The organism is Bradyrhizobium sp. BRP20 (genome assembly GCF_020194215.1).
Taxonomy (GTDB): Bacteria; Pseudomonadota; Alphaproteobacteria; order Rhizobiales; family Xanthobacteraceae; genus Bradyrhizobium; species Bradyrhizobium yuanmingense.
Genome location: NZ_JADYVY010000002.1, coordinates 786,781 through 812,372, shown reverse-complemented (window position 1 = coordinate 812,372; position 25,592 = coordinate 786,781). Strand labels below are relative to the sequence as shown.

The window sequence follows — 25,592 nt, the reverse complement described above, 5'->3', positions numbered from 1 at the left end:
CGGACTGAGCCTTACCTCAAAGCAATCGTGATCCGACTGATGTTGGCCGCCAGCTCGAGCCCCGCCTTCGGGCCTTGCAGCACCATCGTGACGCCCTTTTCGTTGCGGAGGTGCACACCGTTGGCACCGCCGACCAGCGCAAAGCCGCCGCCGACGGAGCTGTAGTTGCCGGCAAAATCTCTGACCTCCCTAATGCCGGATGCCCAGCCGTCGAGGCGACCGACACTTGCACCGACCGTGATGCCCAAGCTCACGCCGCTGACGCTGAAGGGATAGGTCTTGCCCCGGTACGTCAACACGCCGCTGCCGGCGCCACCGCCGGCCAGGAGGCCCGCCTTGACGATCTTCACTCTGACCTGACCGGTGGCCTGCGCGAAGGACGGCGCCGCCGGCAGGGTCAGCCCGAGCGCGAGCAGGAGCAGCGCGACCAGGCGAAATGCGCGCATGCGCGGCTCAGGGTTTTGCGGCATCGACTTTCTTCCAGGTTTCATCGGGATTGAACAACGTGGTGCGCTGGGCGATGAACTCGGTGCGCTTGCCGAGATCCTTCTGGTAGACGACGCCGTCATGATTGACCAGGAAGGTCATGACGCCCGAATTGCCGTATTCCGCGGGCCAGGCGATCAGGGCGAAGCCGCCGATCATCTTGCCCTTGACGACGTAGTTGAGCGCACCGCCGCGCGCATCCCGCCCCTGCGCTTTGAGAATCCGGAAGTAATAGCCGTGATAGGGCGTCGGCCCGACATCACCGCCGCGATAGCCCTCCTTCGTTGCTTCGGCCGCGAGCGCGCCGAGCGGGCTCGGGTCGCTGTCGTCGCGCCAGAACAGGCCGTCCTTCTTGCCGGGCGAGGAGGAGATGCGCTGCGCGTAGACGCCGACGCCCTCGCCGCGGTCCTTTTCCGCATATTCGTTTTGCGCGTCGACGAAGGCGAGCGCGGTCTGGATCGCGTCGAGCTCGTTGCGGCCGATGCGACGGCGCAGCACCTCAATGCGTCCCTCGTCGGTGTCGAACGCCCAACCCGTCCTGGTGTTGACCAGCGGAATCGGAAACGGGAAATCGTCCGGCCCGAGCATCAAGGTGGCGGTCTTGTTGCCCTCCGCCTTGATGCCGTGCTTGGCGTCGTACATCGCGGTGAAGCGCGCCCGAATGTCGTTGTCGGCAACCTCGTCGCCGGACGACACGATGTCCTCCGCATTCCTGCCGAGCACTTTCAAGATGTCTTTCGGGCCGCTCTTGACCGCGGCGGCAAGCGCAGACGCGGCCTCTTCCGGTGTCTTGTAGGATTCCTGCGCGACAGAGGGGGATCCGAGCAGCGCGAGCGCGACCACGCCGGGCAGCAGCGCACGGCCAAACGATTTCAGACCGGTCATGGCATCACCTCCGCAGGAATCTTCGCGCCGCCGGCGAGCCAGTCGCGATAGGTGCGGAACGTCAGCCCGAGTTTTTCGTAATGGACGCGCAGATAGCCGTCGCTGCCGCGGGTCACGGCAGCGGGCATCGCCTGCTCGACCTCCTGCGCCATCACGCCGACATAGGCCTTGTCGCTGCCAACGTAGCTGAAGCGATAATAGCCGAGGCCGTTCGAGAGATGACCGAGCAGGACGACATCATGCTTCAGCGCTGCGTCGGAACGCCGACCACCGCCGCCGCCGCCACGGAAGCCGCCTCCTCCACCGCCGCCACGCATCGCCATTCCGCCACCGCCGCCGCGGCCGGCAAAGCTTGCTCCGCCGCCGCCACCGCGCGGCATGCTCGCCATGCTGGCACGGCCGCGCGCGGATGCCGCGGCAGCCGAGCGGCCGGAGGAGACGTTCATGGCCCCGCCACGATTGCCGCCGCCACGATTGGCCGAACCGCCGCCGGCGCGGTTCGCAGCCTTGGCGCGATCGCCGCCGCCCTTGGTCGCGCCCTTGGCACGATCACCGGCACCGGCACGATCGCCGCCGCCAGGCCGGTCGCGTGTCCCTGCGCTGGGGCGATCGCCCGCGCCCGGACGGTCGCCACGATTGCCGGCGCGATCACCTGCGCGATCCCCTGCGCGATCTCCTGCGCGATCTCCTGGACCGCCGCGATCACCCGCACGATCTCCCGCCCGGTCCCCGGCACCCTGGTCGGGGCGCAGCACCTGGTTGCCGTCGCGGCCGCGGAAATCCATCCGGTCCGACACGCCGGCCTTCAGTTTGTTGTTGCCGAAGCGCTGCTGAACATTGCTGTTGTTGTAGCGCACACCGCCGCGATGCGCCGGATTGTGCTGCCAGCCATTGCCGATATTCGTGGTGCGATGGTTGACATAGACGTTACGGTTGCCCCAGTTGCAGCCGCCGCCCCAGTAATTGCCCCAGCGTCCGATCGCCCAGGCCGTGCCGAACGCGATGCCAGCCGCGACCACGCCGGCGCCGATATAAGACGGGTAGCCCCAATAATAGGGCGGATACTCCGCATAGGGCCAGCTGCCGTAGACCGTCGCCGGGTCGTAATACGGCACGTACATCGCCGCGGGATCGGCCTGCTGGATCACGACGACCTGCTTGCCTTCCTGAGACTGGACGCTGACCTTCTGCTGCTTGGTGGTGACGAGCTTCTTGTTGTCATAGGCCTTGGTGCGCAGACGCTGGATCGCGTCCATCACGTCGGGCTGCTGGGCGAGGAAGGCATCGCCCAGCTTCTTGGTCCAGTCGAGCTGCTCGCTCATCATCGCGAGGACATCGGCGGTGCTGGCCAGCGCCTTGACGCTGTCGTCCCAGCCCTGCTTTTCCACTTCCGTCTTCAGCGCATCGCCCTTCAGGCTCTCGCGCTCCTTCAGCCAGCGGTCGGCCTGCACCACCTCCAGCGGATAGGTCGAGGCGGCCAGTACATTGGCGAGCAACTCGTCCGGATAAAGCGCGATCGGCGCGACGAGGGCCTCGAGTTGCTCGGGCTTCAGGAGCTCGGCCGTCGGCGCAGGCGGACTGGCAGGCTGCGCCTGCGGCGCCGGGGCTGCAGGCGTCGTTGGGGTCTGCGCCATTGCGGCGACCGAAGTTGCCATCAACAGCGCCAGCGCCATCAGGGTCTTGCCGCAACGAAACATCACATCCTCCCTGGGACTTCGAGTGCGGGAGGATCAAGCCGGGGCGCAAGCATTTGTTGATCGAGATCAACGAAACGGGTCATCGCGGCTGCTGCAGCGCAAGATCGAATAATCATTCGATCAGCTCGGCATCCAGCAGAAGCCGGTTCGGCACCGTCAGGCCGAGGGCCCTGGCCGTCTTCATGTTGATGACGAGCTCGAACCTGGTGGCAAATTGCACCGGAAGAGTGCTGATATCGGCACCGCGCAGGAGACGGTCGACATAGCCGGCGCCATCACGAAATTGCTGGGTCAGATCTGCACCATACGACATCAGCCCGCCATTCGACGCGTAGAAACGGACTGCGAAGATGGCGGGCACGCGCCGCTGCACCAGCAATGCAATGGCCATCGCGCTGTGGGATCCGAAGAAGCCGCCATCCGGCAGCACGACGAGGCCGCCGCCTGTGCGCGCCGCCGTCTCGATCGCTCCCGCCATCTCCGGACCGCTGCGAACGCTCGCACCGGCGATCTTGAGGCCGAGACGGCTTTCCATCTGGTGCGCCGCTTGAACATAGAACGGTCCGTAGGGTGCCGATTCCGGATTGAACAGCAGGGCCGCATGGCTCATTCCCGGCACCATGTCCTTCAAAAGGCCGAGCCACTTCCCGCTCATCGAATGCTCATAGAGCGAAAAGCCGGTCAGATTTCCGGCCGGCCTGGCCAGATTGGCGACAAGCCCCGTCCCTACCGGATCGGAAAGCCCCACGAAGACGATCGGAATTCGTTGCGTTGCATCGCGCAGCGCCCGTGTTGATCCCGTACTGGTCGAGAGCAGCACGTCCGGCGCCGCGGCGACGAGCTCGAGCGCCTCCAACTTCTGGCGCGCCCGATCGGGGCCCGGCCAGCGCACCTCCAGGCGGTAGTTCTGGTTGGCGACCCAGCCTCGATCGGTGAGACCCTGCTGAAAGGCTTCCACGCGCATTTGCGCGCCGGGATCACCAGCGACATTGCCCGTCAGCACGCCGACGGCGGGCATTCGGTCCTGGGCTTTCGCCACGACCGGCAACGCAGCGGCAGCACCAACCAGCGTCATGAAGTCACGACGTCTCATACGCCTCGCGCTCGCCTGTCGTCCCCGTCATGCCGCCGAGAGAGAACGGCTTCAGCGCCCTGATGCTTGATCAAGATCAAGATACCGCCCGTTCAGCGAGCGGTCGGAAGCCGGATCGTGAACAGCGCGCCCCCCGCGAGCTGGTTCGCAGCAGCGATTGTGCCGTGATGGGCCTCGACGATGGTCTTGGCGATTGCAAGGCCCATGCCCATGCCTTGCGGTTTGGTCGTGAAGAACGGATCGAAGACGTTTCCGAGGTCGGAGGCGGCGATTCCAGGCCCGGTATCGGCGATCCTGATTTCAGCCTGATGGCCAGCACGCAGGGTCGCGACGCTGACCTCCCGCTTTCCGGTGTCGGCGTCGGAGATCGCATCGAAAGCGTTGATGATCAGATTGAGAATGACCTGCTGAAGCTGGACCGGATCGCCCTTGACGTGAAGATCGGTCATAACAGGCACATAGCTCAACGTGATCCGGCGCCCCTGAGCCAGGGCCTTCACGAGATCGATTGCTTCGCGCACCGTATCGTTGAGCTCGATGTGCTTGACCTCGAACGGGGTCTTCTTCAGAACGCTGCGCAACCTGCGGATCACCTCGCTCGCCCGTTGGTCGTCCCTTCTGATGTCGGCGAGGATCTGCTGAATCTCGGCCAGATCGGGCTGGGCAGCCCTCAGCATGAGCTCTGCCGTTTCCGCATTGGTCAGAATCGATCCGAGTGGCTGGTTCAGTTCATGCGCGATGGAGGTGGTCAGCTCGCCAACGGCCGAGTAGCGGTTGACGTGGGCGAGTTCCGCCAGCCGCTGACGCGATTCGACTTCGGCAAACCGCCGGCGGCGACGCTCGTGCAGGAGCCCGGAGATGAGTCCGGCCTGGACCAGGAACACGGCCAAGATCATCAGCATCTGCCAATGATAGCGTTGCCAGATACTCGGTTCGCGGAAAAGGACTTCGCTGCCGGGAGGCAAGCGACTCTCGCTGATTCCCCAGCGATGAAGCTGTCGCCAGTCAAATTTCGCAGCCGCGAATCTGACCGCAGCAGGCCTGACCTCGGCCGGTTTTTCTCCCCCGAGAAGTCGTACGGCGACGGATGCCGTCAAGCGGCTGATCTCCTCGACCGAGTACATGGGTCCGCCCACGATCTCTCGTCCAAAAAAGCCGTCATCGTAGGAGAAAATCGGAGCGTTCGCCACCTTGTGGAGCGCCTGCAGGGCTCGATCACCTTCGTAGGCCATGCCCGTGGCATCGATATTCATGAGATGCCAGAAGATTGCTGAGTCTGGCGGAAGCGCAGCACAGACCTGCAGGATGGCATCGAACGACATTCCATCGTGCCAGATGAACTCGACTTTGCCCGCAAAGAGGTCAGCATCCTTCTGGATTTCTCTCCGCCACACCGTTTCGTTCGGCGAGGCACCGTTCACCACGACAATTCTCTTCGTTGCAGGAAGCACTTGGAGAATGGTGTCGAAGGATCGAGGGAAATCATGCGCAACGGCAACGACGCTATCTTCGGGCGAGAGATTGGCGGAATCCACCCGGCGCTGTTCAACCGCCGTCAACACCATTGGCACACGCGGAAAAAGATTTGACCGGTTTCGCTGCACAAAGTTCGCGGCAGGAGCGCCGATCGAGACGATTAGATCAGGCGGATGCCGTGCGTTCAGCGCCTTGAGATAAGAGACGAAGGCTGCCTGATGATCCTCATCGCCGAACCGGGCGGCGACGAGGGAGTGATCCTGGATGTCCAGATGCCATGGCGAAAGCCGGTCCAATTGCTCCCGGATGGACTTTGCATATTGGCCCCAGGGCCTGAAATCGCGGCCAAAGGAATGCAGGATGACAACTCGCTTGGCCTGCTGAGCGCTTGCAGCCGAGGGCTCGAGCAAGCACGAAGCCAGCGTTAGCAAAGCAAGAATCCAGACGCCCACGCGCATGCGTCCACGTCCCGGGAAGCCGGCTCGACGCCCCCACTCCTCCTGCGCGATCATCGTCACAGCATCGGTATAGAACCATGTTCCGGGACTTCAGGCAAAGCTGAATGGCCTTTCGGCTCTAACACCGGGTCATCGCCCTTCTCTCACCGCTCAATGCCCGCCGCTCAGCACGAGCGTCTGGATCGGCAGCAACAGCGCCTGGATCCGCAGCAGCAGCGCGTGCACGAGGCCGACGCCGTCGACGACGTGCAGCGCGATCTTCCGGCTGGTCGAGGTGTCCTTGGCCGAAATCTCCTCGTGATTGCTGGTGTAGGCGTTGACGATGCAGCTCGAGCCCGGCGTGACACCGTCGAGACCGCCCTTGTAGAGCGGCTCCAGGAAAACCAGGATCGTGCCGGGACGGACGGCATTCTGCGGGTCGATGAGCTGCTCTCCGGTGCGAAACTGCCCGGCCGCGATGTAGTCCTGCACCGTCGTGATCACCATGGGGATGATGACCCAGGGTTTGGATATGCAGGTCGCTTCCGCCACCATGCCGGTCTTCATGACCTGCGCCTCGATCTGGCCGAAACCGGCCTGGAGCGCCTTGCGGCCCGCGCCCTCCGGAACGAGAACACCGGCCGGACGCATCAGCTGGTTGACGACATCGCCGGGGCGAACCAGGAACTGCTCGACGCGCCCGTCGACGCCGGCGCGTACGAAAGTCTTGTCGAGATCGACCTGCGCCTGGTCGAGCGCGGCTTCGGCGCTGGCCTTCTGGGCCGGCAGCAGAGCCGAGACCTGCAAGGACACTGACTGCTTCGCCGCCGTCGCGGCGTCGATGCCGGACTGTCGCTGATCGACCAGCACCTGGAGCTTGTCGATGTCACGCTGTGGAACGATGCCGGGATTGCGGCGCTGGAGCTCGGTCTTGACCTCGAGCTCGTCTTTGGCCTGCTGGTAGTTGGCCCTCGCTTCGCCGAGCTGCGCCTCGGCCTTGACCACGTCGGCCTGCGCCGTCTGCATGGCGGCATCGACTTCTGCCACCTTCCGCTTGGCGGTCTCGACCGCAGCCTTTTGCTTCGAGCTATCGAGCGTGAACAGCACATCGCCCTGTTTGACGGGCGCGGTGAAGCCGACTTTGACCTCGGCAACACGGCCCGAGCCTTCGGGCAGAATTGGCACGGTGCGGAAGTACAGCGTCGCCGACGATGTCGCCGGATGGAAGTAGAAGATCATGGTGATGAGCGACACCGTCAGCATCAGGCAGGCGGTGATGCCCCAGCGCAGCTCGTACCAGACCGAGAAGAAGGTGATTTCCTTCCCGAAGCGCTTGCCCTGGGCGTAGCGGCGGTACAGGTAGTCCGGAAGGATCGTGACGAGGGAGCAGATCAGCAGCTCAAGCATGACTGCGCTCCTTCTCCTTGGCGGGTCCCGGCTTGTCCGCGGGGGGCGGTGCGACGGCCGCCTCAGCCTGGACTTCCTCCGCATCGGAGGCCGGCGTCGCGTCGGCGATCTTCTCGACGGACCCGGCAATGCTGCGCAGCGGCGTGCCGAAATCCGGAAGATCGATCATTGCGAGGAGCAGTCCGGCGATCCAGAAGATGTGCATGTGCGTGAACAGCGAGATCAGGCCGAGCACGGCGACTAACTCGAACTGCAGTTTATGCGTTTTGTGCGCCATCCGCTCGGGCAGGCTGTGCAGTTTCCAGTAGAGCGTGCCGACCCAGAGCACGGCCCCGATCAGGAATACGCCCATCACCACCATCAGCGTATCGGTCCCGCTCCCCGGTGCGAGGTAGAACGGCAGATGATGCGGTGCCATCGGATGAAGCTGCTCGCTCAAACGTCTCTCCCGGTCAAAACGTCCATGGGCGGCACTGTGTTCGGGTATGTTCGCGTTTGTTTGATTTGAGTCAAGGGAACACGTCAGGGCCAACCTAGCGTCAGCCGCATGCTGATTGGACAACCATCAGGAGCCGCCCGCCATGCCCGGCCTAGACGATCTCATCCCCAGCGCAGCCCAGATTCGTAAGGAAGCCGCCCTCAAGGAAGCCGAAAAGGCGGAGGAATATGTGCGCCTTGCCGCCGCGGCCGAGGCGGAGAAGCGCGCCTTGATCGAGCGCTTGAGCAAGCCCTCGGGCAAGACCGAGGAGGAGAAGATCAAGCTCGCCTCGACCGTGATCCAGCGCGCGGTGCGCAACGGCCTCACGGAAGTGCTGGTCTATCGCTTCCCCAACTCGCTCTGCACGGACAAGGGCCGCGCCATCAATCAGATGGAGAAGGGCTGGGAGAACACCCTGACCGGAATTCCCAAGGAGATCTTCCAGCTCTGGACCGATTACCTGAAACCGCGCGGCTATCGCATCGCCTATCAGATCATCGATTTTCCGGGCGGCGTGCCCGGCGACATCGGCGTGACCATTTCCTGGGACGATTAGCAACAGGTGGGATCGGCATGGCGAAGGACGGCCCTGCGGAGCGGATGAAGCGGAAGGATTACGAGAAGGAGCTTGAGAAGCTCCAGGTCGAGCTGTGCCATCTCCAAGACTATGTGCGGGAAAACAAGCTCCGGGTCATCGTCCTGTTCGAGGGTCGGGACGCCGCCGGCAAGGGCGGCACGATCAAGGCGATCACCGAGAAGGTCAGCCCGCGCGTGTTCCGGGTCGTCGCCCTGCCCGCGCCGTCCGACCGCGAGAAGACACAATTGTTCTTCCAGCGCTACATGGAGCGATTTCCGGCCGGCGGCGAGATCGTGATCTTCGACCGGAGCTGGTACAACCGCGCCGGTGTCGAGTACGTCATGGGCTTCTGCACCCCCGCCGAGCACGAGCGTTTCCTCAACCTGTGCCCGCAGATGGAGAAATACGTCATCGACGGCGGCATCATCCTGATCAAGATCTGGCTCGAGGTCGGCATGGACGAGCAGGAGCGCCGTTTCAAGGCCCGCATCGACGACCCGGTCCGACAGTGGAAGCTCAGTCCGATGGACCTGGAATCCTTCCGTCGCTGGTACGATTATTCGCGCGCGCGCGACCTGATGCTGAAGAAGACCAGCACGAAGGATGCGCCCTGGAACATCGTCCGCTCTGACGACAAACGAAGGGCGCGGCTCAACTGCATCGCGCACCTTCTCGGCGCCATCCCCTTCAAGCGCATCAAGAAGGACAAGATCAAACTGCCGAAGCGCTCCGACAAGGGACGCTACAACGACCAGGCCAGCCTCAAGAAAATGAGTTTCGTCGCGCAGCGCTATTGAGCAGCGTCAGGCCGCTAAAGCGCGATGCGATTGGAATTAATCGTCATCGCGCTTTAGGTTGTTGTTTGAGCATGTTCTATTCGGAAAACCGCTACACACTTTTCCGGATCATGCCCTAGGGGCCCGACGCTGCCGTCGATCGCTCAATGGCCATACGACCCCTTCAACTCGATTTCAGGCGGATCGTGACGCCACCGACTGCAGCCGATACTTCCGCGCCGACCCGCGGGCCGCTGAGCTGGAGGATCACGCCATTGCTGTTTTGCAACTGAACGGCGCCGGCACCTGCGGCGATTGCCCCACCCGCTCCTCCCACGGCATAAGAGCCTTCGATCGACGCCGGCCCCTTTAGATTGAGCGCGCGGCCGACGAACTTCGTGGTCGACGCTCCGATGGTGAGGCCCACGCTCATGCCAGACACCGTGAATGGGTATTTCTTGCCCCGGTAGACCAGAACGCCCTCACCGCCACCGGCGCCGACGATGAAGCCACCCTTGGTGAAGACGACCGCGACCTGGCCGGTGTCGGCACGCGCGGACGTGCTAAAGCCGGCAACAGCGGCGAGCGAAGCGACCAGGACGGCGCCGAAGGACAGTTTTCTCATGACGTTTTCTTCCCCTTATTGAGCCAGGATCATCGCGAAGTAGCCGAAGATGGTGAGAAGGATGCCCGAGACGGCATAGCCGACCGGGAATCCGATCCAGGGCACGGAGCTCTGGATCTCGACCGCGGCCTCGCGGCACGGGCCGGAATGCGAGCGCGCGCCGGCAACGCCGCCCATCAGAACCGCCGGATTGATCTTGAAGACGTGGTATCCGATCGCCCACACAATGAACGGCGGGATCGTGCACGCGATGAAGCCGACGATGAAGATCTTGAGCGCGACCGCGCCGGTGAGCTGAGCCAACAGGCCGGCGCCGGCATTGACCCCGACGATCGCGACGAACACAACAAGGCCGAGATCCTCAAGCACGTTTCGCGCCGCGTTCGGCGTATTGCCGAAGAAGCGCAGCCGCGACACGACCGAGGACACGATCACGCCGGACAGCAACAGCCCGCCGGCATTGCCGAGACCGACCTTGGCACCGAAGGCGGGGAATTCGATCATGCCGATGAGGAAGCCGATGATCATGCCGACCGACAGGGTCAGCAAGTCGGTCGAGGTGTTGGCGCGCGCGATGCGGCCCCACATCTCGCCGAGCTCGTTGACCGCCGACTTCAGGCCGACCACCGAGACGATGTCCATGCGCTCCAGCTTGGTCTTGAGACCGGCCGGGATCTGCACCCCGCCCCGCTCGACCTTGGTCACCTGCAGCTGGCCGGCGATGGCCGTGTCGCGGAAGGACTCGAAGGTCCGCCCGACGACGTCCTTGTTGAAGACGACGATTTCCGCCTGGTCCATGGGTATACCGAGCGTCTTGGCATCGGCGACCTCCGGACCAATCAGGCCCATCTTCTCAGTCAGATGCTCGGTCGATCCGCCCAGCGCGACGATATCGCCCTTCTGCAGCACGAGCTCGGGATCAGCCCCCTGCGGCTCACCATTGCGCCCGACATTGACGATACGGTACTCGGGATTGACCGTGCGGAATTTGGCGATGCTCATCCCGATCGTCGCAGGATTCTCCAGCCGGTAGGCCCGCAGACCGAACTGACGGTAGCCGGTCAGGGCGCCGCCTTCGAGATCTTTGACGCCGAACTCCTGCTCATACTTCTTGGCGGCGGCCTTGGCATCGACGCCCCACCAGCGCGGCAGGTATTTGCAGATCAGGATGATGCCGACGGTGCCCCAAATGTAGGTAATACCGTAGGACAAAGCGATCATGCCGGAGGCATCCTCGGGCTTCATCCCGGCAGGCAGTTTCACGACTCCCGACGTGACGGCCTGCTCGGCCGAGCCGATCGCCGCCGACATGGTCTGCGATCCCGCCAGCATTCCGCCAGCCGCACCGGGCGGCAATGCGAAGAGCTTCGCCCCAAGCACGACGAGGGTCAGGCCGATCACACTCGACACCACCGCGAGGAACAAGAATTTGATCCCGTCGCCCCGCAGGCTGTTGACGAAGGACGGACCTACGCGCAGGCCGACGCCGTACATGAAGAGATAGTAGAACAGGCTCTTGGCGAAGTTGTTCAACTCCAGCTTCACGCCATAGCTGGATGCCCAGACCGAGATGCCCGCGCCGACCACGATGGCACCGGCGACCATGCCGAGGCCATAACCCTTGATGCTGGCTCGGCCGATATAGACGGCGAGACCGACCACGAAGAACAGCAGCAGATACGGGTACTGCTGCAAGAACTGGAAAAATGCCTGCATGTTCGTCCCCTCCCGACCTATGACGCGGCCTTGAGCTTCGGCTGGGCGCTGGGCTTTGGCCTGCCGAGCTTGGCCAAGGCTTCCGTCCGTACGAGTTTCAGCCCTTCCTTGGCGTCGTAGCCGTGGATCTCCTTCACATCGAGCTTGCGCATGAAGTCGATCGTCTCCTGGGTGATGACCTGGCCGGGCACCATGATCGGGAAGCCCGGCGGATACGGGATCACGAAGTTGGCCGAGACGAGCTCGGGCCCGGCCTTCAGCCGCCGGTCGATCTCGGGATCGTTGAGGCGGATGTGCTCGCAGCCGGCGACGTCATAGGCCGCGTAGAAGCCGCTGCGGATGTCGCCCTCGTTGGTCTTGGTGCCAGCATCGCCGCGGAAGCTCGGGTGGAAATGCGAGAAGTTCGGCAGATCGGGCACGTCCTTCATGAGGCTCGTCACCCGTGCCTCGAAGGTCTTTCGCGCATTGGCACCGCCCTGGGCCAGGCCGCGGTCGATCTCGCCCGCGATCTCGGCGAGCACGCGAACGAGATGCGCGACGTCGCTGCGAGTGTTGTTGATGTTGGATTGGACCAGCACCGAGTTGCGGGAGGTCTTGTTGACCTGGATGTTGTACTCGTTGGCGAGAATGCCCTTGAACTGCGTGCCGTCATAGCCGGCCGTGCCGCATACCAGCGTCATGCGGGTCGGGTCGAGGCAGAACTCGTCCTCGTCCAGGCTCTTCAGCGTGTTCGCCCAGTTGACGCCGGGGGCGAGGAAGTCGGTGAAGCCGCTCTGGCGGTACTGCGCCGGCACCATGGCGTCGGCACCGAGGATGCGGAAATATTTCGAGATCAGCGGGTTGTTGTTGACCGCCTGGCGGATCGCGAACGCGATCTCGATCGCATTGGCGACGAGGCCATAGCCCTCCAGCTCCATCTGCCGCCGTGAGATGTCAAGGCTCGCGATCAGCTGCTGGTTCGGGCTTGTCGAGGCGTGGGTGAACACCGCTTCCTTGAACTGCTGCTCCACGGTGTGGAATTCGACGTCCTTGACCGAGAGCATCGAGCCCTGGCGGATCGCCGACATCGACTTGTGGGTCGAGTTGGTCTGGTAGACGCGCAGCCGGATCTGTCGGGGGTCCGGGATCAGCCGGGTCTTGAGCAGCACCTCGTCGGACGGGTTCTTGCCGAGCTCGGCCTGCTGCTTCTCATAGGCCGCGACCGACTTGGGATCGCGCATCCATGCCTCGATCTCGTTGGCCGCGCCAAGTCCGGTGCGGCGGCGCAGGAATGGCGAGAAACGCGCGAAGCCGAACCAGGCTTCATCCCACAGGAAGATCAGATCGGGCTTGATGGCGAGGCATTCCTCCATCACCCGCCGTGTGTTGTAGATATGGCCGTCGAACGTGCAGTTGGTGAGGTCGACCATCTTGACGCGGTCGAGCCGGCCATCGGCCTTGGCGCCCAGCAGCGCCTGCTTGATGGTCTTCAGCGGCACCGCGCCGTACATCGAATATTCCGTCATCGGGAAGGCTTCGACGTAGAGCGGCTGCGCACCGGCCAGCACCATGCCGTAGTGATGCGACTTGTGGCAATTGCGGTCGACAATCGCGATGTCGCCGGGCGCGAGCAGCGCCTGCACCGCCATCTTGTTGGACGTCGATGTGCCGTTGGTAACAAAGAAGACGCGGTCGGCGCCGAGCGCCCTCGCCGCCTTCTCCTGCGCCTTCTTGATGTTGCCGGTCGGCTCCAGCATGCTGTCGAGACCGCCGGTGGTGGCGCTGCTCTCGGCCAGGAACAGGTTCGGGCCGTAGAACTCGCCCATGTCCCGGATCCAGTCGGACTTGAAGATCGACTTGCCGCGGGCGATCGGCAGCGCGTGGAAGGTGCCGATCGGACGCTGGGCGTATTTCTTGAGATTGTCGAAGAACGGCGTGTCGTAGCGATCTTGGATGCCTTCGAGGATCGATAGGTGGAGTTCCAGCAGCTCTTCAACGGAATAGAAGATGCGACGGACCACATCCGCCTCGGGATTGCCGGCGAGCTCCTCCACGTCGCGGTTCGAGATCATGTAAAGGTCGAGCTCGGGCCTGACGCGCTTGATGATCTGGGCGAGCCGCAGCGCCGAAGCGTCGGTTTCGTCGTTGAGACCGGCCGAGGCCATGATCGAGCGCAACACCGGTGCATCGTGCCGCGAACGCAGGCCAAAGCCCTCGTTGATGATGACGGCTCCGATGTTCGGATTGAGCATCGTCGCACAGAAAGCGTCCTCCAGGCTGCCGACGATCACAGGTTCATAGATGAACGCGTCGACCGGGCGCCGCAGCTTGCGCCATTCCGCGGCCAGCGCCGGCCATTGGCTGGAAGATACGCCGGTGACGATCAGGGTTTCGAAATACGGCCTGCGCGCGCTGTGCGCGCCAAAGGCCGGCGGCGCCAGCTCGGGCGCATCGCCGTTGCCGTCGTCCTTGGGGCTCCAGTCACCGGCATGTTGGCGGAAGGATCGCGTCGCCAGTGCCTGGGCAATTCTCGTCGCAAGGGCGAACGATGATGCACCGTCGCCGGCGACTGCTGCTTCCCGCAGCGCCGCCATGAGGTGCGGACCGGGATAGCCGTGAAATTCTTCGATGATCGAAAGATCGGCCAACGCCGCGTCATAGGCTGTGCGATTGCCGACGCGCGCCCAGGTCTTTGCTGCTTCCACAAGGTCGCGCCAGTCGTCTGCCCGCGCGCCCGGGCCGGAAAAGAACTGGTCGATACGCTTCTGTGCGGGCTTGGCGTCTTTGGACATCTCTCTCTCCCGATCCTCTAAAGGTGATGCGGATCGTGGGTGCGGCGCGGCTCGCTCCATTGATCCAAGTCAACGGTCGCGTGCATTCTGCGGGCCGACGCCGTGCCGTTCGCAGCGCAACACGAAAAGATCAGGCCGTTCGTTGTGCGACGCTCACCTGATCATTGGCGCGCTCATCTCCCCTCCTGCGAACGTAGCGCTTCGCAGCGCAGCAGCACGATCAACAGCGCGACGACCGGCAGGCCCAGCGCGAGATCGGGGACGCTCTTGGTTGCAAAGGCTCCGGCGGCGGCACCGAAGCCGAACACGACGCACAACGCGATGAAAATGCCCGAGCGGCGCAGCGTTCCGAGTGGTGCGCCGCCTGCTGCGACTGCGAAGACGTTCTCGATGGCCTGACGCATGTTGCTGGTGATCATCACCGTGCTGCACACTGTGCCTTCGACCTTGACGAACATTGCGGCCTGCATCGCTGCCACGGCGGAAATACCGAGCGTTCCAGCCAAATCGGGCAACCTATTGTGCAAGATGCCGATCGCTATCAACAGCAGGATCTCGATCAACGTACTGACCGCGCTGGCCCGCTCGCCCGTTGCGCGGCGCAGCCAGGCTGCGAGCACGATGCCGACCGCGAACGCCAGGATTGGCGGCACGAAGTGCAGCGCCTTCGCCCAGTTGCCCGCCATCGCGTGAATCCACAGGAAGATCAGGTTGGCGGTCTGGGCATTCGCCAACACGCCGTGGATGATCCAGGTATAGGCGTCGATATAGCCGCCGACAAAGGCGAGCAGCAGGACGATCTCGACTGTCTCGTCGCGGCGGATCGCACCGGTTGTGACGTTCAGGGTACTCATGACGGCAATATGGGCTGTCGCGAAAATTCCATCGCGTCATAGCCGCCGCCACGTCGCCGCGAAGGCTTGATCTGGATCAAGCAACATCCGGCCGCCGCCAATCAAATCGCTCCAAAGCGCCGGGGGAATGCCATGGAAACCGTCAGGTGGATCATCGCCACCGCACCGGAAATTTTCCTGCTGCTCGCGATCGCGATCGGCACCATCCTCGGCCGCATCAGGATTCGCGGCTTCTCGATCGGAACCACCGCCTGCATCCTGATCGTCGCCGTGCTGATCGGACAACTCGGGAGCTTCACGTTCCCGCCGATCCTCCGGGCGATCCTGTTCAGCCTGTTCGTCTTTACGATCGGTTACCGTTCTGGACCGGAATTCTTCGCCTCGCTGAGCGTGCGGACCTTGGCACAGGTCGGGCTGGCGTTGGTGATCGGCGCCACGGGGCTCGCGCTCGTGCTCATCTTCGCGCGTGTCTTCACGTTGGATACGGGGACAGCGGCAGGACTGACGGCAGGGGCGCTGACGCAATCCTCGGTGATCGGCACCGCATCCGGCGCGCTGGCGCAGCTCGGCCTGCCGAGCGACGTGCTGAAGCAGCAGGAAGCCAACATCGCGGCGGGCTATGCGGTGACCTACGTGCTCGGCTACATCCTGACGCTCCTGTTCGTGCCATTCGTCGCGCCGCGGCTGATGCGGATCGATCTGAAGGCGGAGGCGAAAAAGCTCGAGGCGGAGCTCGCGGGCGGTACGCCGCCAAAGACGGAAAACCTGTCATATCGCAAATTCCAGGCCCGCGCCTATCGCGTCTCGGCCGGCGCAGGTCGTACCATCGGTGCTATCGAGGCGGAGATCGGCGGCCGCACGGTCGTAGAGCGGATCGTGCGCAGCGGGGCCGACATCAAGCCGCAGCAGGATACCGTGCTCGAGGCCGGCGACGACATCGTCATCGCCGGTCCGACTGCTGCGATCGTCGCGGCCAAGCCGATCCTCGGGGCCGAGATCGACGCGGGGGAACTGCTGCGCAACCTGCCCGGCAATGTGATCGAAGTGCTCGTTGAAAACCGCCAGCTGCACGGCCGCTCACTGCGCGAAATCGTTGACCGGCTCGGCGACAATGCACGCGGTGTATTCCTGCGTGCGCTGACGCGCATGGGGCGGGAAGTGCCGCTCGGTCCCGATACGCGCGTCTATCTCGGCGACGTCATGACGCTGGTCGGCAGCACCGGCAATATCGCGCGGGCAACGGCGCCAGTGGGACACGCTCTGAATACGAGCGACCGCACGGACATCGCCTTTCTCGCTGCGGGCATCGCAGTGGGTCTTCTGGCCGGCCTTGCCAGCTTCAAAATCGGCACTGTCGCATTGACACTCGGTGGCGGCGGCGGCGCGCTGATCGCCGGGCTCGTCTGCGGTTGGTTGCGTTCGCGCAGGCCGGGCATCGGCGCAATGCCGCCCGCGGCGCAGCAGACCCTGAGCGACATCGGCCTCGGCGGCTTCATCGCGGCGATCGGACTCGGCAACGGCCTTGCCGCCTGGTCGGCGATCCAGGCGCACGGTCTGTTGCTGGTCGGCATGGGCATCGTCGTCACGCTGGTCCCGATGACGGTGGGAACGCTGGTTGCCTATTATCTGCTGCGCATGAATCCGGTCGTGACCTGCGGTGCGCTCGCCGGCGCCATGACGGTCGATGCCGCCGTCACCGGCGCCTGCGACGTTGCCGAGAGCCAGACGCCGGTGCTCGGCGTCGCCGTCCCCTACGCGGTCGGCAATGTCGTCCTCACGGTGCTCGGCCCGATCGTCGTGGCCGCAACCTATTCAGGTTGAGGGAGGCCCGGATGCGACGCGGACCTGCATTGCTCCATTTTTTCGCGATCACCTTGCTCAGCCTTTTCGTGGCCGCATCGCCCACGCACGCCGCGGACGAGGTCCGCATCCAGGAGGAAATCTGGGCGCTGCCCCTGCCGCTGCCGATGTTCGCCTATCTGGTGCGCCCGGTCGGCGACGGTCCGTTCCCGCTCGTCATCATGAATCACGGTGTCTCGCTCGACGCGACCCAGCGCAGCCTTTTCCCTCTGGTCGAATTTCGCGACGCCGCCAAATGGTTTGCGAGGCGCGGCTATCTCGTGGCGGCCCCGGTGGGCAGCGGTTATGGCGCGCAGGCAATCGACATCCCCGAACGCGGAATGTTCGGCCCGTTCTTCTCGAAAATCGGGAAGTGCGCCAATCCCAATTTCCGTGATGCCGGCCTCGCGGTCGCCCAGGTCGATCTCTGGATCATTGACTATCTGGCCGCCGAGAAGCGGATCATCCCGAAGGACGTGATCGTGGTCGGCCAGTCCGCCGGCGGCTGGGCCTCGATCGCCCTTTCGAGCGTGAACCCGCCACAGGTGAAGGCCATCATCGTCTTTGCCGGAGGCCGCGGCGGACGCGTCGACGGCAAGCCGAACAACAATTGCGCGCCCGACCGACTGGTCGAGGCCACCGCCGATTTCGGCCGTACATCGCGCGTGCCGATGCTGTGGATCTACACCGGGAATGACACGTATTTCGGTCCCGACCTATCGAAGCGCATGCACGCTGCCTTCATCGGCGCCGGCGGCCGGGCCGAATATCACCTGATGCCCCCGTTCGGCAACGAGGGACATTTCCTCCTCGGTTCGCCGGACGCGGTTCCGCTCTGGTCGCCGTTGGTGGCGAAGTTTCTCGACGCGCAGAACTGAATCCGGATCTCGGAGTTGCAGCGATGGCCCGTGCTTTTGATCGTCTCTCTGGTCTCCTGATGGTTGCAGCCGCCGGAGTCGCGACGGTCTTGGCTGTCGCTTCGCTCAAGGCGGCGCAAGCGGAAAAGTCCTCCGAGGTCGCAACACGCGGCCAGCGCGACGCCAGCGACATCAGCTATGGCAGCTGGCAAAAATTGTGCTTCAAGGCCGGCGGCGCGCCGTCCCTCTGTCGAACCTCGATCACTGGCCGGTTCGCGACCGGGCAAACAGCCGTGCGCATTGATCTGATCGAGCGGGAGGACGCGCCCACCGCCCGCCTGCAACTTTTCGTGCCGGTCGGAATGTACCTGCAGCAAGCACCGAAACTGGCCGTCGACCATGGCGCCGCGTTCCGCATTCCTTATACCTGGTGTCTCACCAATTTATGCGTCGCGGCGGACGTCGTGACGCCAAAAATCATCTCGGAGATGGAAAACGGTCAAACGCTTCTGCTCGAACTCGTCGACTCCAATCTTCTTGCCGTGACGACTTCGATTCCGCTCGCGCAATTCGGTTCCGCCCATAAGGGGGCGCCGACCAGGATACTCGAGCAATATGTCGAAGAATGACGGCCGTCGTGGAGCTACAAGACGCGGGCGCGCTGGACGGATTCGATCAAAGACTGCGCCGCAAACGGCTTGATGAGATAGGCGATGCAGCCCGAGGCAATCGCGGCCGAGCGGTTTGCCGGGCTGTCATTGCCGGTGACATAGATCACCGGTGCCGCGATGCCCTTCTCGGCCAGGCTTCGCCGCACCTCGATGCCGGACCTTGCACCCAGATTGATGTCGAGGATGATGCAGATCGCGGTGTGGAACCTGTCATGATCGAGCAAGGCCCCTCCCGTGTCGAACAGGGTTGTGGCGAAGCCGTATCCTCGCAGCAGCCTGTCCATGCTGGTACGCATGGACGGATCGTCATCGACAACGAAGACGGACTCGCGCAGGAGCAAAGCGATGGCCTTTCCGGAACACGACAGTGGGATATCGGATACGACAGCTCCGCGCTCTCGCGTGTGCGTATGTGCATTATTGCACATAGCGCGTCGCGCACTGTCAACACGCCTTGGCATTGTCCTTTGGGACAGGCACGTCGAGGGATCCTCGCTCTTTCCGGAGCCGTCAGCGTTCGTCCGGATCGAGCATTCCGAGACGCTCTGCGATCGAAACGAGCTCCGCCAGCGAGCGAACCTGCATCTTCTCCATCACTTGATGGCGGTGCGCCTTCACGGTGCGCTCGGTGGTGCCCAGCTCATGCGCGATCTGCTTGTTGATCCGGCCGCGCACGATCAGATCGAACACCTGTCGCTCGCGCTGGGTCAGCGTGGCGAAATGGCCACGAAACGCATCCAGCCTGCTGGCCTGAGCCCGCGCAGTCCGCTGACTGGCCAGCGCACGCTCGATCGCATCGAGCAACTGCTCGGAGGATATCGGTTTGGTCAGGAAGTCTTCCGCACCTGCCTTGATCGCGCGCACGGTCGTCGGCGTGTCGGCATGACCGGTCAGGAAGACGATGGGCAGCATCGACCCCGCCGCAGCCAACCGCGCCTGCAGGTCGGGACCGCTCAGGCCCGGAATCCGCACGTCGAGCAGGATACATCCCGCCTGCCCGTCATCCGGCGCCGAGTCCAGGAGCTCCAGCGCCGAGGCGTAGGTCGCGACCTCGTATCCCGCGAGCTTTAGCCGGCGCTCGATCGCGGTCCGAAACGACTCGTCGTCGTCAACAACGTGAACAAGGCCTGGCAACTTCCTACCTCTCGCCCAACTTGATCAGGACGCTCGACGTCCTTGTCGTTCTTCAAAGCGATTTTCTCGTTTGAAGGTCGGAATATCTGCTTCGCAATATGTCGCATCTTCCCTGCGGCGAGGGATTCTCATCCAGCGCAGCAATCACCAGTGCTGTCCTTTGGTACAATGAACCTTGGGACAATGGATAACAATACTTCGCTGGCCGAAAATCAACTTCGGCGGGAGTGGGATAGCGCGGCGCATTTCCGGCAAAGTATTTCGTCTGACAGACCAATTCGGCGGAAAAGCTGAGGAGTTGGCCTATGTTCGTTCGCATCACGACGGATTCCAAGCTGCGTCCCAATACCCTCCGCGACCTCGGCATGGCATCTCATTCAAATGCCCTGGTCAATTTAAGCGAATTTTCCTACCGAAAAGGCTCCGAGATCTACGGCGAGAAGGAGCCGGCCGAGTATGTCTACCAGGTCAAATCCGGCGCGGTGCGTAGCTACAAGCTGCTGTCGGACGGGCGCAGGCAGATCGGCGCATTTCACCTCGTCGGCGACATCTTCGGGCTCGAGAACGGCAGCGAGCACCGCTTCACGACGGAAGCCATCGTCGACACCACGGTGCGGCTGATCAAACGCCAAAGCCTGGAAATCGTGGCAGAGAGCGATGCCATGGTAGCCAGAAACCTGCTCAGCATGACCACGAATAACCTCCAGCATGCGGAAGACCACATGCTGCTGCTCGGTCGCAAGACCTCCCTGGAGCGTGTCGCCGCGTTCCTGCTCGAAATGGACAAGCGCCTGACGGCTGCAGACGTTATGGCGCTTCCGATGTCGCGACGCGATATCGCCGACTATCTCGGCCTGACGCTGGAGACCGTCTCGCGGGCTTTGTCGCGGCTGCATGAACTCGGCGTGCTCGGCTTCATCGGCAACACCCAGCGCCAGATCGTGCTCCTCGACCGGCACCAGCTCGCAGGCCTCGATCTGCAGCCGTGAACCGGCGAAATGCCGGTTCGCGATCCGCGATGGTCGCGATCGCCGCGGCTCAGGTGCCCGGCAGGTCCGCGCCGGGTTTTTCCGTGAGCCCGAGATGGTCGAGCGTCCTGAGCAAAACCTCGAACAGGATGGCGGCGGACCAGCCGAACAGAAGAACGCCGTTCATGGCGGTCAGCGGGCCAATCAGCCGCCATTCGGGCACCGGCGTGATGTCGCCGTAGCCGAGCGTGGTGTAGTTGACGAACGCGAAGTAGAGCATGTCCGCGTCGGCGGTCGCCGCGTGCACGATATGATAGGTCGCCGCCCACATCAGAATTTCGATCATGTGGGCGATCTTCAACACGACGGCGATCGTGATCATGACGCTCATGAGGTGCAATCGCGGCCGCTTGGTATGGCGCGGGACGGCACTGCGGGCCACCGTGACGGCGACCACCGTCACGAGCGCGTGGATTCCGATATTGATCACGCTGACGAGCGTGCCGACAAGGAATTGGAGCATCATCGGGGTGAAACACACCTCATTTTAGCCTAGGCCAAGCGTGCCTCGATGGTTTCCTTTGCGACAACGGTTTCCTGATCGACCCGCGCTGACGCAGCGCGGTCGATTCCTGTCCATGCGGTCGCGAGCTCCCAGGCCACCGACAGGATGATCGGCCCAATGAACAGTCCGATGATTCCATGCGCGAGCGTACCACCAATGACCCCGATCAGGATGACCAGCGTCGGCGTCGTCAGGCCCCGCCCCATGAGGAGCGGCTTCAGCACGTTGTCGAGCAGACCGACGACGACCAGATAGACAGTCAAGAGCAGGGCGACGGTCACGTCCTTGTCCACCCATATCCAGACCAGCACGGGGAAAAGAACGGGGCCGGCGCCGATTTGGACAATCGACAGCAAGAGCACGACGACCGCGAGCAGTCCCGCGCTTGGGATCTCTGCGAGCTTGAAGCCGATGCCCGCCAGCAAGGCTTGAAGGATAGCGACGCCGATAATGCCCTGCGCGACGGCGCGTATGGTTGCGCCGGCGAGCTCGAGAAAGTGCTCGCTCCGGCCGGGCACGACGCGCAACAGGAAGCCGCGCAGCGCGGCGACGAGCTGCGCGCCGTGCGGGAGCAGAAAGCCCGCGACGATCACCGACAGCAGGAATTGGAGCATGCCAATTCCGGTGTCACCGGCAAACGACAGCATCACTCCGGCGAGCGGTTTCAAGTACGGCGCCACCTCGCGCAGCGCCGCACGGATGTTCGTGTAGGCCTCGTTCCAGATCGCGTAGAGCTGAGGACCGATCAACGGCCAGCTCCTGATCTGCTCCGGTGCGGCCTGGAGCGCGAGATCGCCACTGCCGATCTGGGCCGCAAGGTCCCGGATTCCTTCGACTGCACTGAGGCCGAGCCACGCGGCGGGACCGATGACGATGCCCAGCGTGATCAGGGTGAGAACGGCTGAGGCTGTCCGGGGACGGCCACCGAGGCGTTGGGCGAGCCAGGCGAAGACGGGATGAAATGCCACCGCCAACACGGCGCTCCAGCTCAGGATCGGCACGAAAGGCCGGATCACCAGGAAAGTCCAGAAGATCAGCAGCCCGAGCAAGCCCAGCCGGATCACGACCTGGACAATGTCCTCCGAGGACAGGAGCTGGCGAAGCGTTTTCAAGGGTCGTTGCCTCCAAGCCGACGGACCGCTGCTGAAAAGCTAGCGGGGCGGCCCGCCGAGGAGGCTTGATTCAGATCAAGCCAGGCGATCGGTCACCTAGCGAGATCGGCAACAGGCGCGCAGCCAGTTGCGTCTCGGCGCAGATTGCGCGGTCCACCGCCCGCGAGTGAGAATGCCCCGGTGCTGGACCTGAGCCAGCAGTCGTGAAGTTGACGCCGACGAACGGATTGATCTCGACATAGCTCCGACCGACGGCAAAGCCCATGATCTCGATTGCTGTGCCCGTCTGGAGGCTAATGGCGGGTACGGCCGAGCTATATCGGCCGCTCCGCCCGGCGGCCTGTTCTTTCTGGTCACGACCAAGAGGGCCAGGCTCTGGAGGTATCGGCCGGCTTTCATTCCTTCGATTCGGACTTGGCGCTCAGGACGACCCGATCAGAGAGTGCCTTTTGGAACTTTATTCCAACGCCGTCGCCGGAATTTGGGGGGATCCCGAGGGGCAATTTGGGGGTACAAGGCCCCTACCCCCTCCATATCCCCAGCCGCTCCGGACCACGGCGGAAGTGGCAGAACAGAACGAGACGTTGAAACCCCTGATTTTTCAGTGGCTTACTCCTAGGACTTGCTTAGTTCTGGAGTGTTTCGAGAGGCTTGGCAACAGCCTGATGGCTCCCCGGGCTGGATTCGAACCAGCGACCATCCGATTAACAGTCGGATGCTCTACCGCTGAGCTACCGAGGAAAAGGGCGAACCGTTCGTTCGCGCGCGGCTGCGTATAACAAAGCCGCTTGCGCTTGCAAAGGACGAATTCGTCATCATCCGCAACGCGCTCGGAGGGACCTGGAATGGCCGCTCCTCCGGCCGGGACCGGGCGAGGATTATTCCGCCAGGAACGAGGTGGTCTTGGTGCCGGGGTCGTAGCGCAAGCGGAGCGCGGTGAGCTTGCAGAGATTGACGTTCTTTCACAGCACCGACTCGTCATAGTTCTTCCAGTCGACCCGGATGTTCCAGACGCAGCCTTCATCGTCGTCGTCGAACTCGACATAAGTGCTGGCCTGGTTCTGCAACACCTTGTCGAGCTCGTTCTCCCATTCGTCCAGCCCGTCATCCGGCGCGTTGAAGCCCAGGAACTTGATGGCATAGCCGGTCTCGTTGACGACGGTGACGTTGCGGGCATCGGCCGCAAGCGACGGTGCGGCGGCGATCGAAAGGGCGATCGCGATCAATCCGGACAGAAAATGCTTCATTGTGAAATTCTCCGATCGAAACAGGTCTCGGCGCCCGATGTCGATCGACGCAGGCGCCGTGGCAAACAAAACGTTGCCTCAAGACTCGTCCGGAGCGAGATCGACCGATTCAAGACACGATCGATCCGCGCTCCGGAACGTTCGCGCGACGCGAGACGCGCCCCGCCTGTTTATCGATTCGAATTCTCCGCAGCAATGAACCGGCATTCATAGTTCGGCGGCGTTTGTTTTCTCCGGCAGCGGCGCCGGCACGGCCGCGCCGTTGCTCTTTCCGGTCACGGCGCCGACCAGCGCCTTGACCGGATCGTCGCCAGGCGCAAAGCCGCTCTGGCGCAGGATCTCGTCGATCATCGGACGCAGCGCGTGAACCTTGAGCAGCTCGCCGGCCAAACCTTCGCCGAAGCCGACATTGCCTCCGCTCGCACCGTTGCCGCCGAACGCGCCGCCGGTGTGCAGGATGCGGACATCCTTGAGATTCGCGATCGGCTTCACCATCTCCGCCAGCGCGGACGGCATGGTCTCGATCCGCTTCTTGGCGATCTCGAAATCGATGACGTTGTTGCCGAGCTTGTTCTGCGCCTCGTTCTTCATGGTGATGACGGCGGCTTCCGCCTCGCCGATGTTGCGGACGCCGACCGCCTTGATCTTGTTGGATTCGGCTTCCGCGGTGGCCAGCGTCTTGACGGCTTCGGCGCGATCGAGCGAGGCCTTCTTCTCGGCCTCGGCCGCGACGATCAGCTCGGTCGATTTGCGTTCGGCCTCGGTGCGTGCGGCCAGCACCTGGGTCAGGCGGGCACGATCGGCGACCTCGATGGCGCGCGCGGTGACGACCTTTTCCTCCGCGGAGACGGCCAGCGCCTCGGCGGTCTTGGCTTCGGCGACGGCTTCCGACGTCTCCTTGCTCTTCGCCGCGATCTGGATCTCGTTCTCCTGCGTCGCGATCTGGATCTCGCGCTGGGCGTCGGTCTTGCGCTTGTTGATCGCCAGCTCCGACTCGATCACCGCGGTTTCCTTGACTTGCTTGGCACCCGCCTCCTTCTCGGCAACCGCACGATCGGTGTCGATGCGAGCGTTCTCCTCGGTCAGACGCGCCGTCTGCGTCGCGGTCGCGACCTCGGCGCGGGTGCTCGCGGTCTTGTTGGCGATGTCGCGCTCCTGCGACAGCTCGGCTTCCTTCTTGGTCCGCTCGATCCCAAGGGTCTGCTGCCGCGCCTCGAGGTCCTTTTGCGCGATCGCGACCTCGTTATCGCGCACGATGGCGTTGCGATCGCGGCGGCGGGTTTCGGTGACCGTCTTGAGCTGGGTCAGACCCTCGGCGTCGAAGAAGTTCTCCGGGTTGAAGAATTTGACGTCGGTCTGGTCGAGCTTGGTCAGCGACACCGATTCCAGCTCGAGACCGTTCGACTTCACGTCAGACTCGACCGTGGACTGCACGTGCTTGACGAAGTCCGAGCGCTTCTCCTGGAGCTCCAGGATACTCATGGTCGCGGCGACCGAGCGCAGGCCGTCGACGAATTTCGCCTCGACCTGGTTGCGCAGCGCCTCGGCGTCATTGGTCAATGCGCCGAGCGTCTGGCTCGCGAGCGCGATGCTCTCCTCGTCGGGACGGACGCGGACGTAGAACTCGGCAACGATGTCGACGCGCAGGCGGTCCTTGGTGATGAGGGATTCCCGCTCCTTGCGCTCGACGGTGAGGCGCAACGTCTTCAGATTGACGCTGGCATAGGAGTGGAAGATCGGCAGGATCATGGCGCCGCCGTCGAGCACGACCTTCTTGCCGCCGAGCCCGGTGCGCACGAAGGCCTCGTCGCGGGTGGCGCGCTTGTAGAGGATGGTGAAGACGATCCCCAGGACGACGATCAGCGCGACGCCGATCACGGCCGGGACTGCGATGTCGAACATGGCTTTCTCCGCTGTGGGA

General features: G+C 63.5%; 23 protein-coding genes and 1 tRNA gene. 6 read left to right on the top strand and 18 right to left on the bottom strand.

Translation table 11 applies throughout. From position 1 onward, the window contains the following. Window positions 1-11: 11 nt before the first annotated feature. The 7 genes from I6F33_RS08565 to I6F33_RS08535 all read right to left on the bottom strand — a co-directional run bounded on the left by I6F33_RS08565 (window position 12) and on the right by I6F33_RS08535 (window position 7,899). Entirely contained in the window at window positions 12-446 is a 435-nt protein-coding gene (locus tag I6F33_RS08565) for a hypothetical protein (protein ID WP_306469113.1), read from the bottom strand. 7 nt (window positions 447-453) lie between these two features. Continuing rightward, window positions 454-1,371: a DUF2950 domain-containing protein gene (locus I6F33_RS08560; protein ID WP_225141931.1), complete on the bottom strand. Its 918-nt coding sequence runs from the start codon at window positions 1,369-1,371 to the stop codon at window positions 454-456. After that, window positions 1,368-3,068, bottom strand: a complete 1,701-nt coding sequence (locus I6F33_RS08555) for a DUF3300 domain-containing protein (protein WP_225141930.1) — start codon at window positions 3,066-3,068, stop codon at window positions 1,368-1,370. Before I6F33_RS08555 ends, I6F33_RS08560 begins: the two co-directional genes overlap by 4 nt. 112 nt (window positions 3,069-3,180) lie before the next feature. After that, entirely contained in the window at window positions 3,181-4,161 is a 981-nt protein-coding gene (locus tag I6F33_RS08550) for an ABC transporter substrate-binding protein (RefSeq protein WP_225141929.1), read from the bottom strand. A gap of 92 nt (window positions 4,162-4,253) precedes the next feature. After that, entirely contained in the window at window positions 4,254-6,095 is a 1,842-nt protein-coding gene (locus I6F33_RS08545; RefSeq protein ID WP_225141928.1) for a sensor histidine kinase, read from the bottom strand. A 150-nt stretch (window positions 6,096-6,245) separates the two neighbouring features. Beyond that, window positions 6,246-7,481 carry an HlyD family secretion protein gene (locus I6F33_RS08540; RefSeq protein WP_036027994.1) on the bottom strand — a complete coding sequence of 412 codons (1,236 nt, stop codon included), beginning with the start codon at window positions 7,479-7,481 and terminating at the stop codon, window positions 6,246-6,248. Then, on the bottom strand, window positions 7,474-7,899 hold the full coding sequence (locus I6F33_RS08535; RefSeq protein WP_035999432.1) for a hypothetical protein: 426 nt from the start codon (window positions 7,897-7,899) through the stop codon (window positions 7,474-7,476). Before I6F33_RS08535 ends, I6F33_RS08540 begins: the two co-directional genes overlap by 8 nt. A gap of 163 nt (window positions 7,900-8,062) precedes the next feature. On the opposite strand from I6F33_RS08535, the gene I6F33_RS08530 reads away from it, so the two are divergent. Both I6F33_RS08530 and ppk2 read left to right on the top strand, forming a co-directional pair. Beyond that, window positions 8,063-8,515: a hypothetical protein gene (locus tag I6F33_RS08530; RefSeq protein ID WP_035999435.1), complete on the top strand. Its 453-nt coding sequence runs from the start codon at window positions 8,063-8,065 to the stop codon at window positions 8,513-8,515. Between the two features lie 17 nt (window positions 8,516-8,532). Beyond that, window positions 8,533-9,333: a polyphosphate kinase 2 gene (ppk2, locus tag I6F33_RS08525; RefSeq protein ID WP_109143802.1), complete on the top strand. Its 801-nt coding sequence runs from the start codon at window positions 8,533-8,535 to the stop codon at window positions 9,331-9,333. 163 nt (window positions 9,334-9,496) lie between these two features. On the opposite strand, the gene I6F33_RS08520 is transcribed toward ppk2, so the two are convergent. The 4 genes from I6F33_RS08520 to I6F33_RS08505 form a co-directional block, all read right to left on the bottom strand. Beyond that, window positions 9,497-9,937: a hypothetical protein gene (locus tag I6F33_RS08520; RefSeq protein WP_035999439.1), complete on the bottom strand. Its 441-nt coding sequence runs from the start codon at window positions 9,935-9,937 to the stop codon at window positions 9,497-9,499. A 15-nt stretch (window positions 9,938-9,952) separates the two neighbouring features. Continuing rightward, the gene (locus I6F33_RS08515) at window positions 9,953-11,653 is read right to left on the bottom strand and encodes an aspartate:alanine exchanger family transporter (protein WP_109143803.1); all 1,701 of its coding nucleotides are present in this window, start codon (window positions 11,651-11,653) and stop codon (window positions 9,953-9,955) included. A gap of 17 nt (window positions 11,654-11,670) precedes the next feature. Then, window positions 11,671-14,424 carry a decarboxylase gene (locus I6F33_RS08510; RefSeq protein WP_225140808.1) on the bottom strand — a complete coding sequence of 918 codons (2,754 nt, stop codon included), beginning with the start codon at window positions 14,422-14,424 and terminating at the stop codon, window positions 11,671-11,673. Window positions 14,425-14,597: 173 nt separating this feature from the next. Then, window positions 14,598-15,278 carry a YoaK family protein gene (locus I6F33_RS08505; protein WP_035999481.1) on the bottom strand — a complete coding sequence of 227 codons (681 nt, stop codon included), beginning with the start codon at window positions 15,276-15,278 and terminating at the stop codon, window positions 14,598-14,600. 132 nt (window positions 15,279-15,410) lie between these two features. On the opposite strand from I6F33_RS08505, the gene I6F33_RS08500 reads away from it, so the two are divergent. From I6F33_RS08500 to I6F33_RS08490, 3 genes are read left to right on the top strand one after another with little or no spacing between them, the layout of a single operon-like run. Then, window positions 15,411-17,099 (top strand): aspartate:alanine exchanger family transporter, encoded by a 1,689-nt coding sequence (locus I6F33_RS08500; protein WP_225141927.1) that lies wholly within the window; start codon window positions 15,411-15,413, stop codon window positions 17,097-17,099. 11 nt (window positions 17,100-17,110) lie between these two features. Then, complete coding sequence (locus I6F33_RS08495) at window positions 17,111-17,995, top strand: S9 family peptidase (RefSeq protein WP_225141926.1); 885 nt, start codon at window positions 17,111-17,113, stop codon at window positions 17,993-17,995. Between the two features lie 23 nt (window positions 17,996-18,018). Next, the gene (locus I6F33_RS08490) at window positions 18,019-18,603 is read left to right on the top strand and encodes an invasion associated locus B family protein (protein WP_225141925.1); all 585 of its coding nucleotides are present in this window, start codon (window positions 18,019-18,021) and stop codon (window positions 18,601-18,603) included. A gap of 14 nt (window positions 18,604-18,617) precedes the next feature. Here I6F33_RS08490 and I6F33_RS08485 read toward each other — a convergent pair whose 3' ends face one another. Both I6F33_RS08485 and I6F33_RS08480 read right to left on the bottom strand, forming a co-directional pair. Beyond that, window positions 18,618-18,986, bottom strand: a complete 369-nt coding sequence (locus I6F33_RS08485) for a response regulator transcription factor (RefSeq protein WP_035999451.1) — start codon at window positions 18,984-18,986, stop codon at window positions 18,618-18,620. 169 nt (window positions 18,987-19,155) lie between these two features. Next, a complete protein-coding gene (locus I6F33_RS08480; RefSeq protein ID WP_057029165.1) occupies window positions 19,156-19,779 on the bottom strand; it encodes a response regulator transcription factor in 624 nt (207 codons plus the stop codon). Between the two features lie 305 nt (window positions 19,780-20,084). On the opposite strand from I6F33_RS08480, the gene I6F33_RS08475 reads away from it, so the two are divergent. Further along, a complete protein-coding gene (locus I6F33_RS08475) occupies window positions 20,085-20,768 on the top strand; it encodes a helix-turn-helix domain-containing protein (protein WP_225141923.1) in 684 nt (227 codons plus the stop codon). 49 nt (window positions 20,769-20,817) lie between these two features. Here I6F33_RS08475 and I6F33_RS08470 read toward each other — a convergent pair whose 3' ends face one another. The 5 genes from I6F33_RS08470 to I6F33_RS08450 all read right to left on the bottom strand — a co-directional run bounded on the left by I6F33_RS08470 (window position 20,818) and on the right by I6F33_RS08450 (window position 25,573). Further along, window positions 20,818-21,273 carry a potassium channel family protein gene (locus I6F33_RS08470; protein WP_035999460.1) on the bottom strand — a complete coding sequence of 152 codons (456 nt, stop codon included), beginning with the start codon at window positions 21,271-21,273 and terminating at the stop codon, window positions 20,818-20,820. Window positions 21,274-21,299: 26 nt separating this feature from the next. Continuing rightward, the gene (locus tag I6F33_RS08465; protein ID WP_225141921.1) at window positions 21,300-22,424 is read right to left on the bottom strand and encodes an AI-2E family transporter; all 1,125 of its coding nucleotides are present in this window, start codon (window positions 22,422-22,424) and stop codon (window positions 21,300-21,302) included. A 666-nt stretch (window positions 22,425-23,090) separates the two neighbouring features. Then, window positions 23,091-23,165 (bottom strand) — tRNA-Asn (locus I6F33_RS08460). 221 nt (window positions 23,166-23,386) lie between these two features. Further along, window positions 23,387-23,671: a hypothetical protein gene (locus tag I6F33_RS08455; RefSeq protein ID WP_225141919.1), complete on the bottom strand. Its 285-nt coding sequence runs from the start codon at window positions 23,669-23,671 to the stop codon at window positions 23,387-23,389. Between the two features lie 207 nt (window positions 23,672-23,878). After that, a complete protein-coding gene (locus tag I6F33_RS08450; RefSeq protein ID WP_225141917.1) occupies window positions 23,879-25,573 on the bottom strand; it encodes a flotillin family protein in 1,695 nt (564 codons plus the stop codon). Between the last annotated feature and the right edge of the window lie 19 nt (window positions 25,574-25,592).

What these genes read in the sequence shown, in the direction of transcription:
- I6F33_RS08520 (WP_035999439.1), bottom strand. Translation starts at nt 9,937, where the DNA reads ATGAGAAAACTGTCCTTCGGCGCCGTCCTGGTCGCTTCGCTCGCCGCT.
- I6F33_RS08505 (WP_035999481.1), bottom strand. Translation starts at nt 15,278, where the DNA reads ATGAGTACCCTGAACGTCACAACCGGTGCGATCCGCCGCGACGAGACA.
- I6F33_RS08560 (WP_225141931.1), bottom strand. Translation starts at nt 1,371, where the DNA reads ATGACCGGTCTGAAATCGTTTGGCCGTGCGCTGCTGCCCGGCGTGGTC.
- I6F33_RS08490 (WP_225141925.1), top strand. Translation starts at nt 18,019, where the DNA reads ATGGCCCGTGCTTTTGATCGTCTCTCTGGTCTCCTGATGGTTGCAGCC.
- I6F33_RS08510 (WP_225140808.1), bottom strand. Translation starts at nt 14,424, where the DNA reads ATGTCCAAAGACGCCAAGCCCGCACAGAAGCGTATCGACCAGTTCTTT.
- I6F33_RS08475 (WP_225141923.1), top strand. Translation starts at nt 20,085, where the DNA reads ATGTTCGTTCGCATCACGACGGATTCCAAGCTGCGTCCCAATACCCTC.
- I6F33_RS08555 (WP_225141930.1), bottom strand. Translation starts at nt 3,068, where the DNA reads ATGTTTCGTTGCGGCAAGACCCTGATGGCGCTGGCGCTGTTGATGGCA.
- I6F33_RS08495 (WP_225141926.1), top strand. Translation starts at nt 17,111, where the DNA reads ATGCGACGCGGACCTGCATTGCTCCATTTTTTCGCGATCACCTTGCTC.
- I6F33_RS08450 (WP_225141917.1), bottom strand. Translation starts at nt 25,573, where the DNA reads ATGTTCGACATCGCAGTCCCGGCCGTGATCGGCGTCGCGCTGATCGTC.
- I6F33_RS08515 (WP_109143803.1), bottom strand. Translation starts at nt 11,653, where the DNA reads ATGCAGGCATTTTTCCAGTTCTTGCAGCAGTACCCGTATCTGCTGCTG.
- I6F33_RS08535 (WP_035999432.1), bottom strand. Translation starts at nt 7,899, where the DNA reads ATGGCACCGCATCATCTGCCGTTCTACCTCGCACCGGGGAGCGGGACC.
- I6F33_RS08540 (WP_036027994.1), bottom strand. Translation starts at nt 7,481, where the DNA reads ATGCTTGAGCTGCTGATCTGCTCCCTCGTCACGATCCTTCCGGACTAC.
- I6F33_RS08545 (WP_225141928.1), bottom strand. Translation starts at nt 6,095, where the DNA reads ATGCGCGTGGGCGTCTGGATTCTTGCTTTGCTAACGCTGGCTTCGTGC.
- I6F33_RS08455 (WP_225141919.1), bottom strand. Translation starts at nt 23,671, where the DNA reads ATGAAGCATTTTCTGTCCGGATTGATCGCGATCGCCCTTTCGATCGCC.
- I6F33_RS08565 (WP_306469113.1), bottom strand. Translation starts at nt 446, where the DNA reads ATGCGCGCATTTCGCCTGGTCGCGCTGCTCCTGCTCGCGCTCGGGCTG.
- I6F33_RS08470 (WP_035999460.1), bottom strand. Translation starts at nt 21,273, where the DNA reads ATGATGCTCCAATTCCTTGTCGGCACGCTCGTCAGCGTGATCAATATC.
- I6F33_RS08500 (WP_225141927.1), top strand. Translation starts at nt 15,411, where the DNA reads ATGGAAACCGTCAGGTGGATCATCGCCACCGCACCGGAAATTTTCCTG.
- I6F33_RS08530 (WP_035999435.1), top strand. Translation starts at nt 8,063, where the DNA reads ATGCCCGGCCTAGACGATCTCATCCCCAGCGCAGCCCAGATTCGTAAG.
- I6F33_RS08550 (WP_225141929.1), bottom strand. Translation starts at nt 4,161, where the DNA reads ATGAGACGTCGTGACTTCATGACGCTGGTTGGTGCTGCCGCTGCGTTG.
- ppk2 (WP_109143802.1), top strand. Translation starts at nt 8,533, where the DNA reads ATGGCGAAGGACGGCCCTGCGGAGCGGATGAAGCGGAAGGATTACGAG.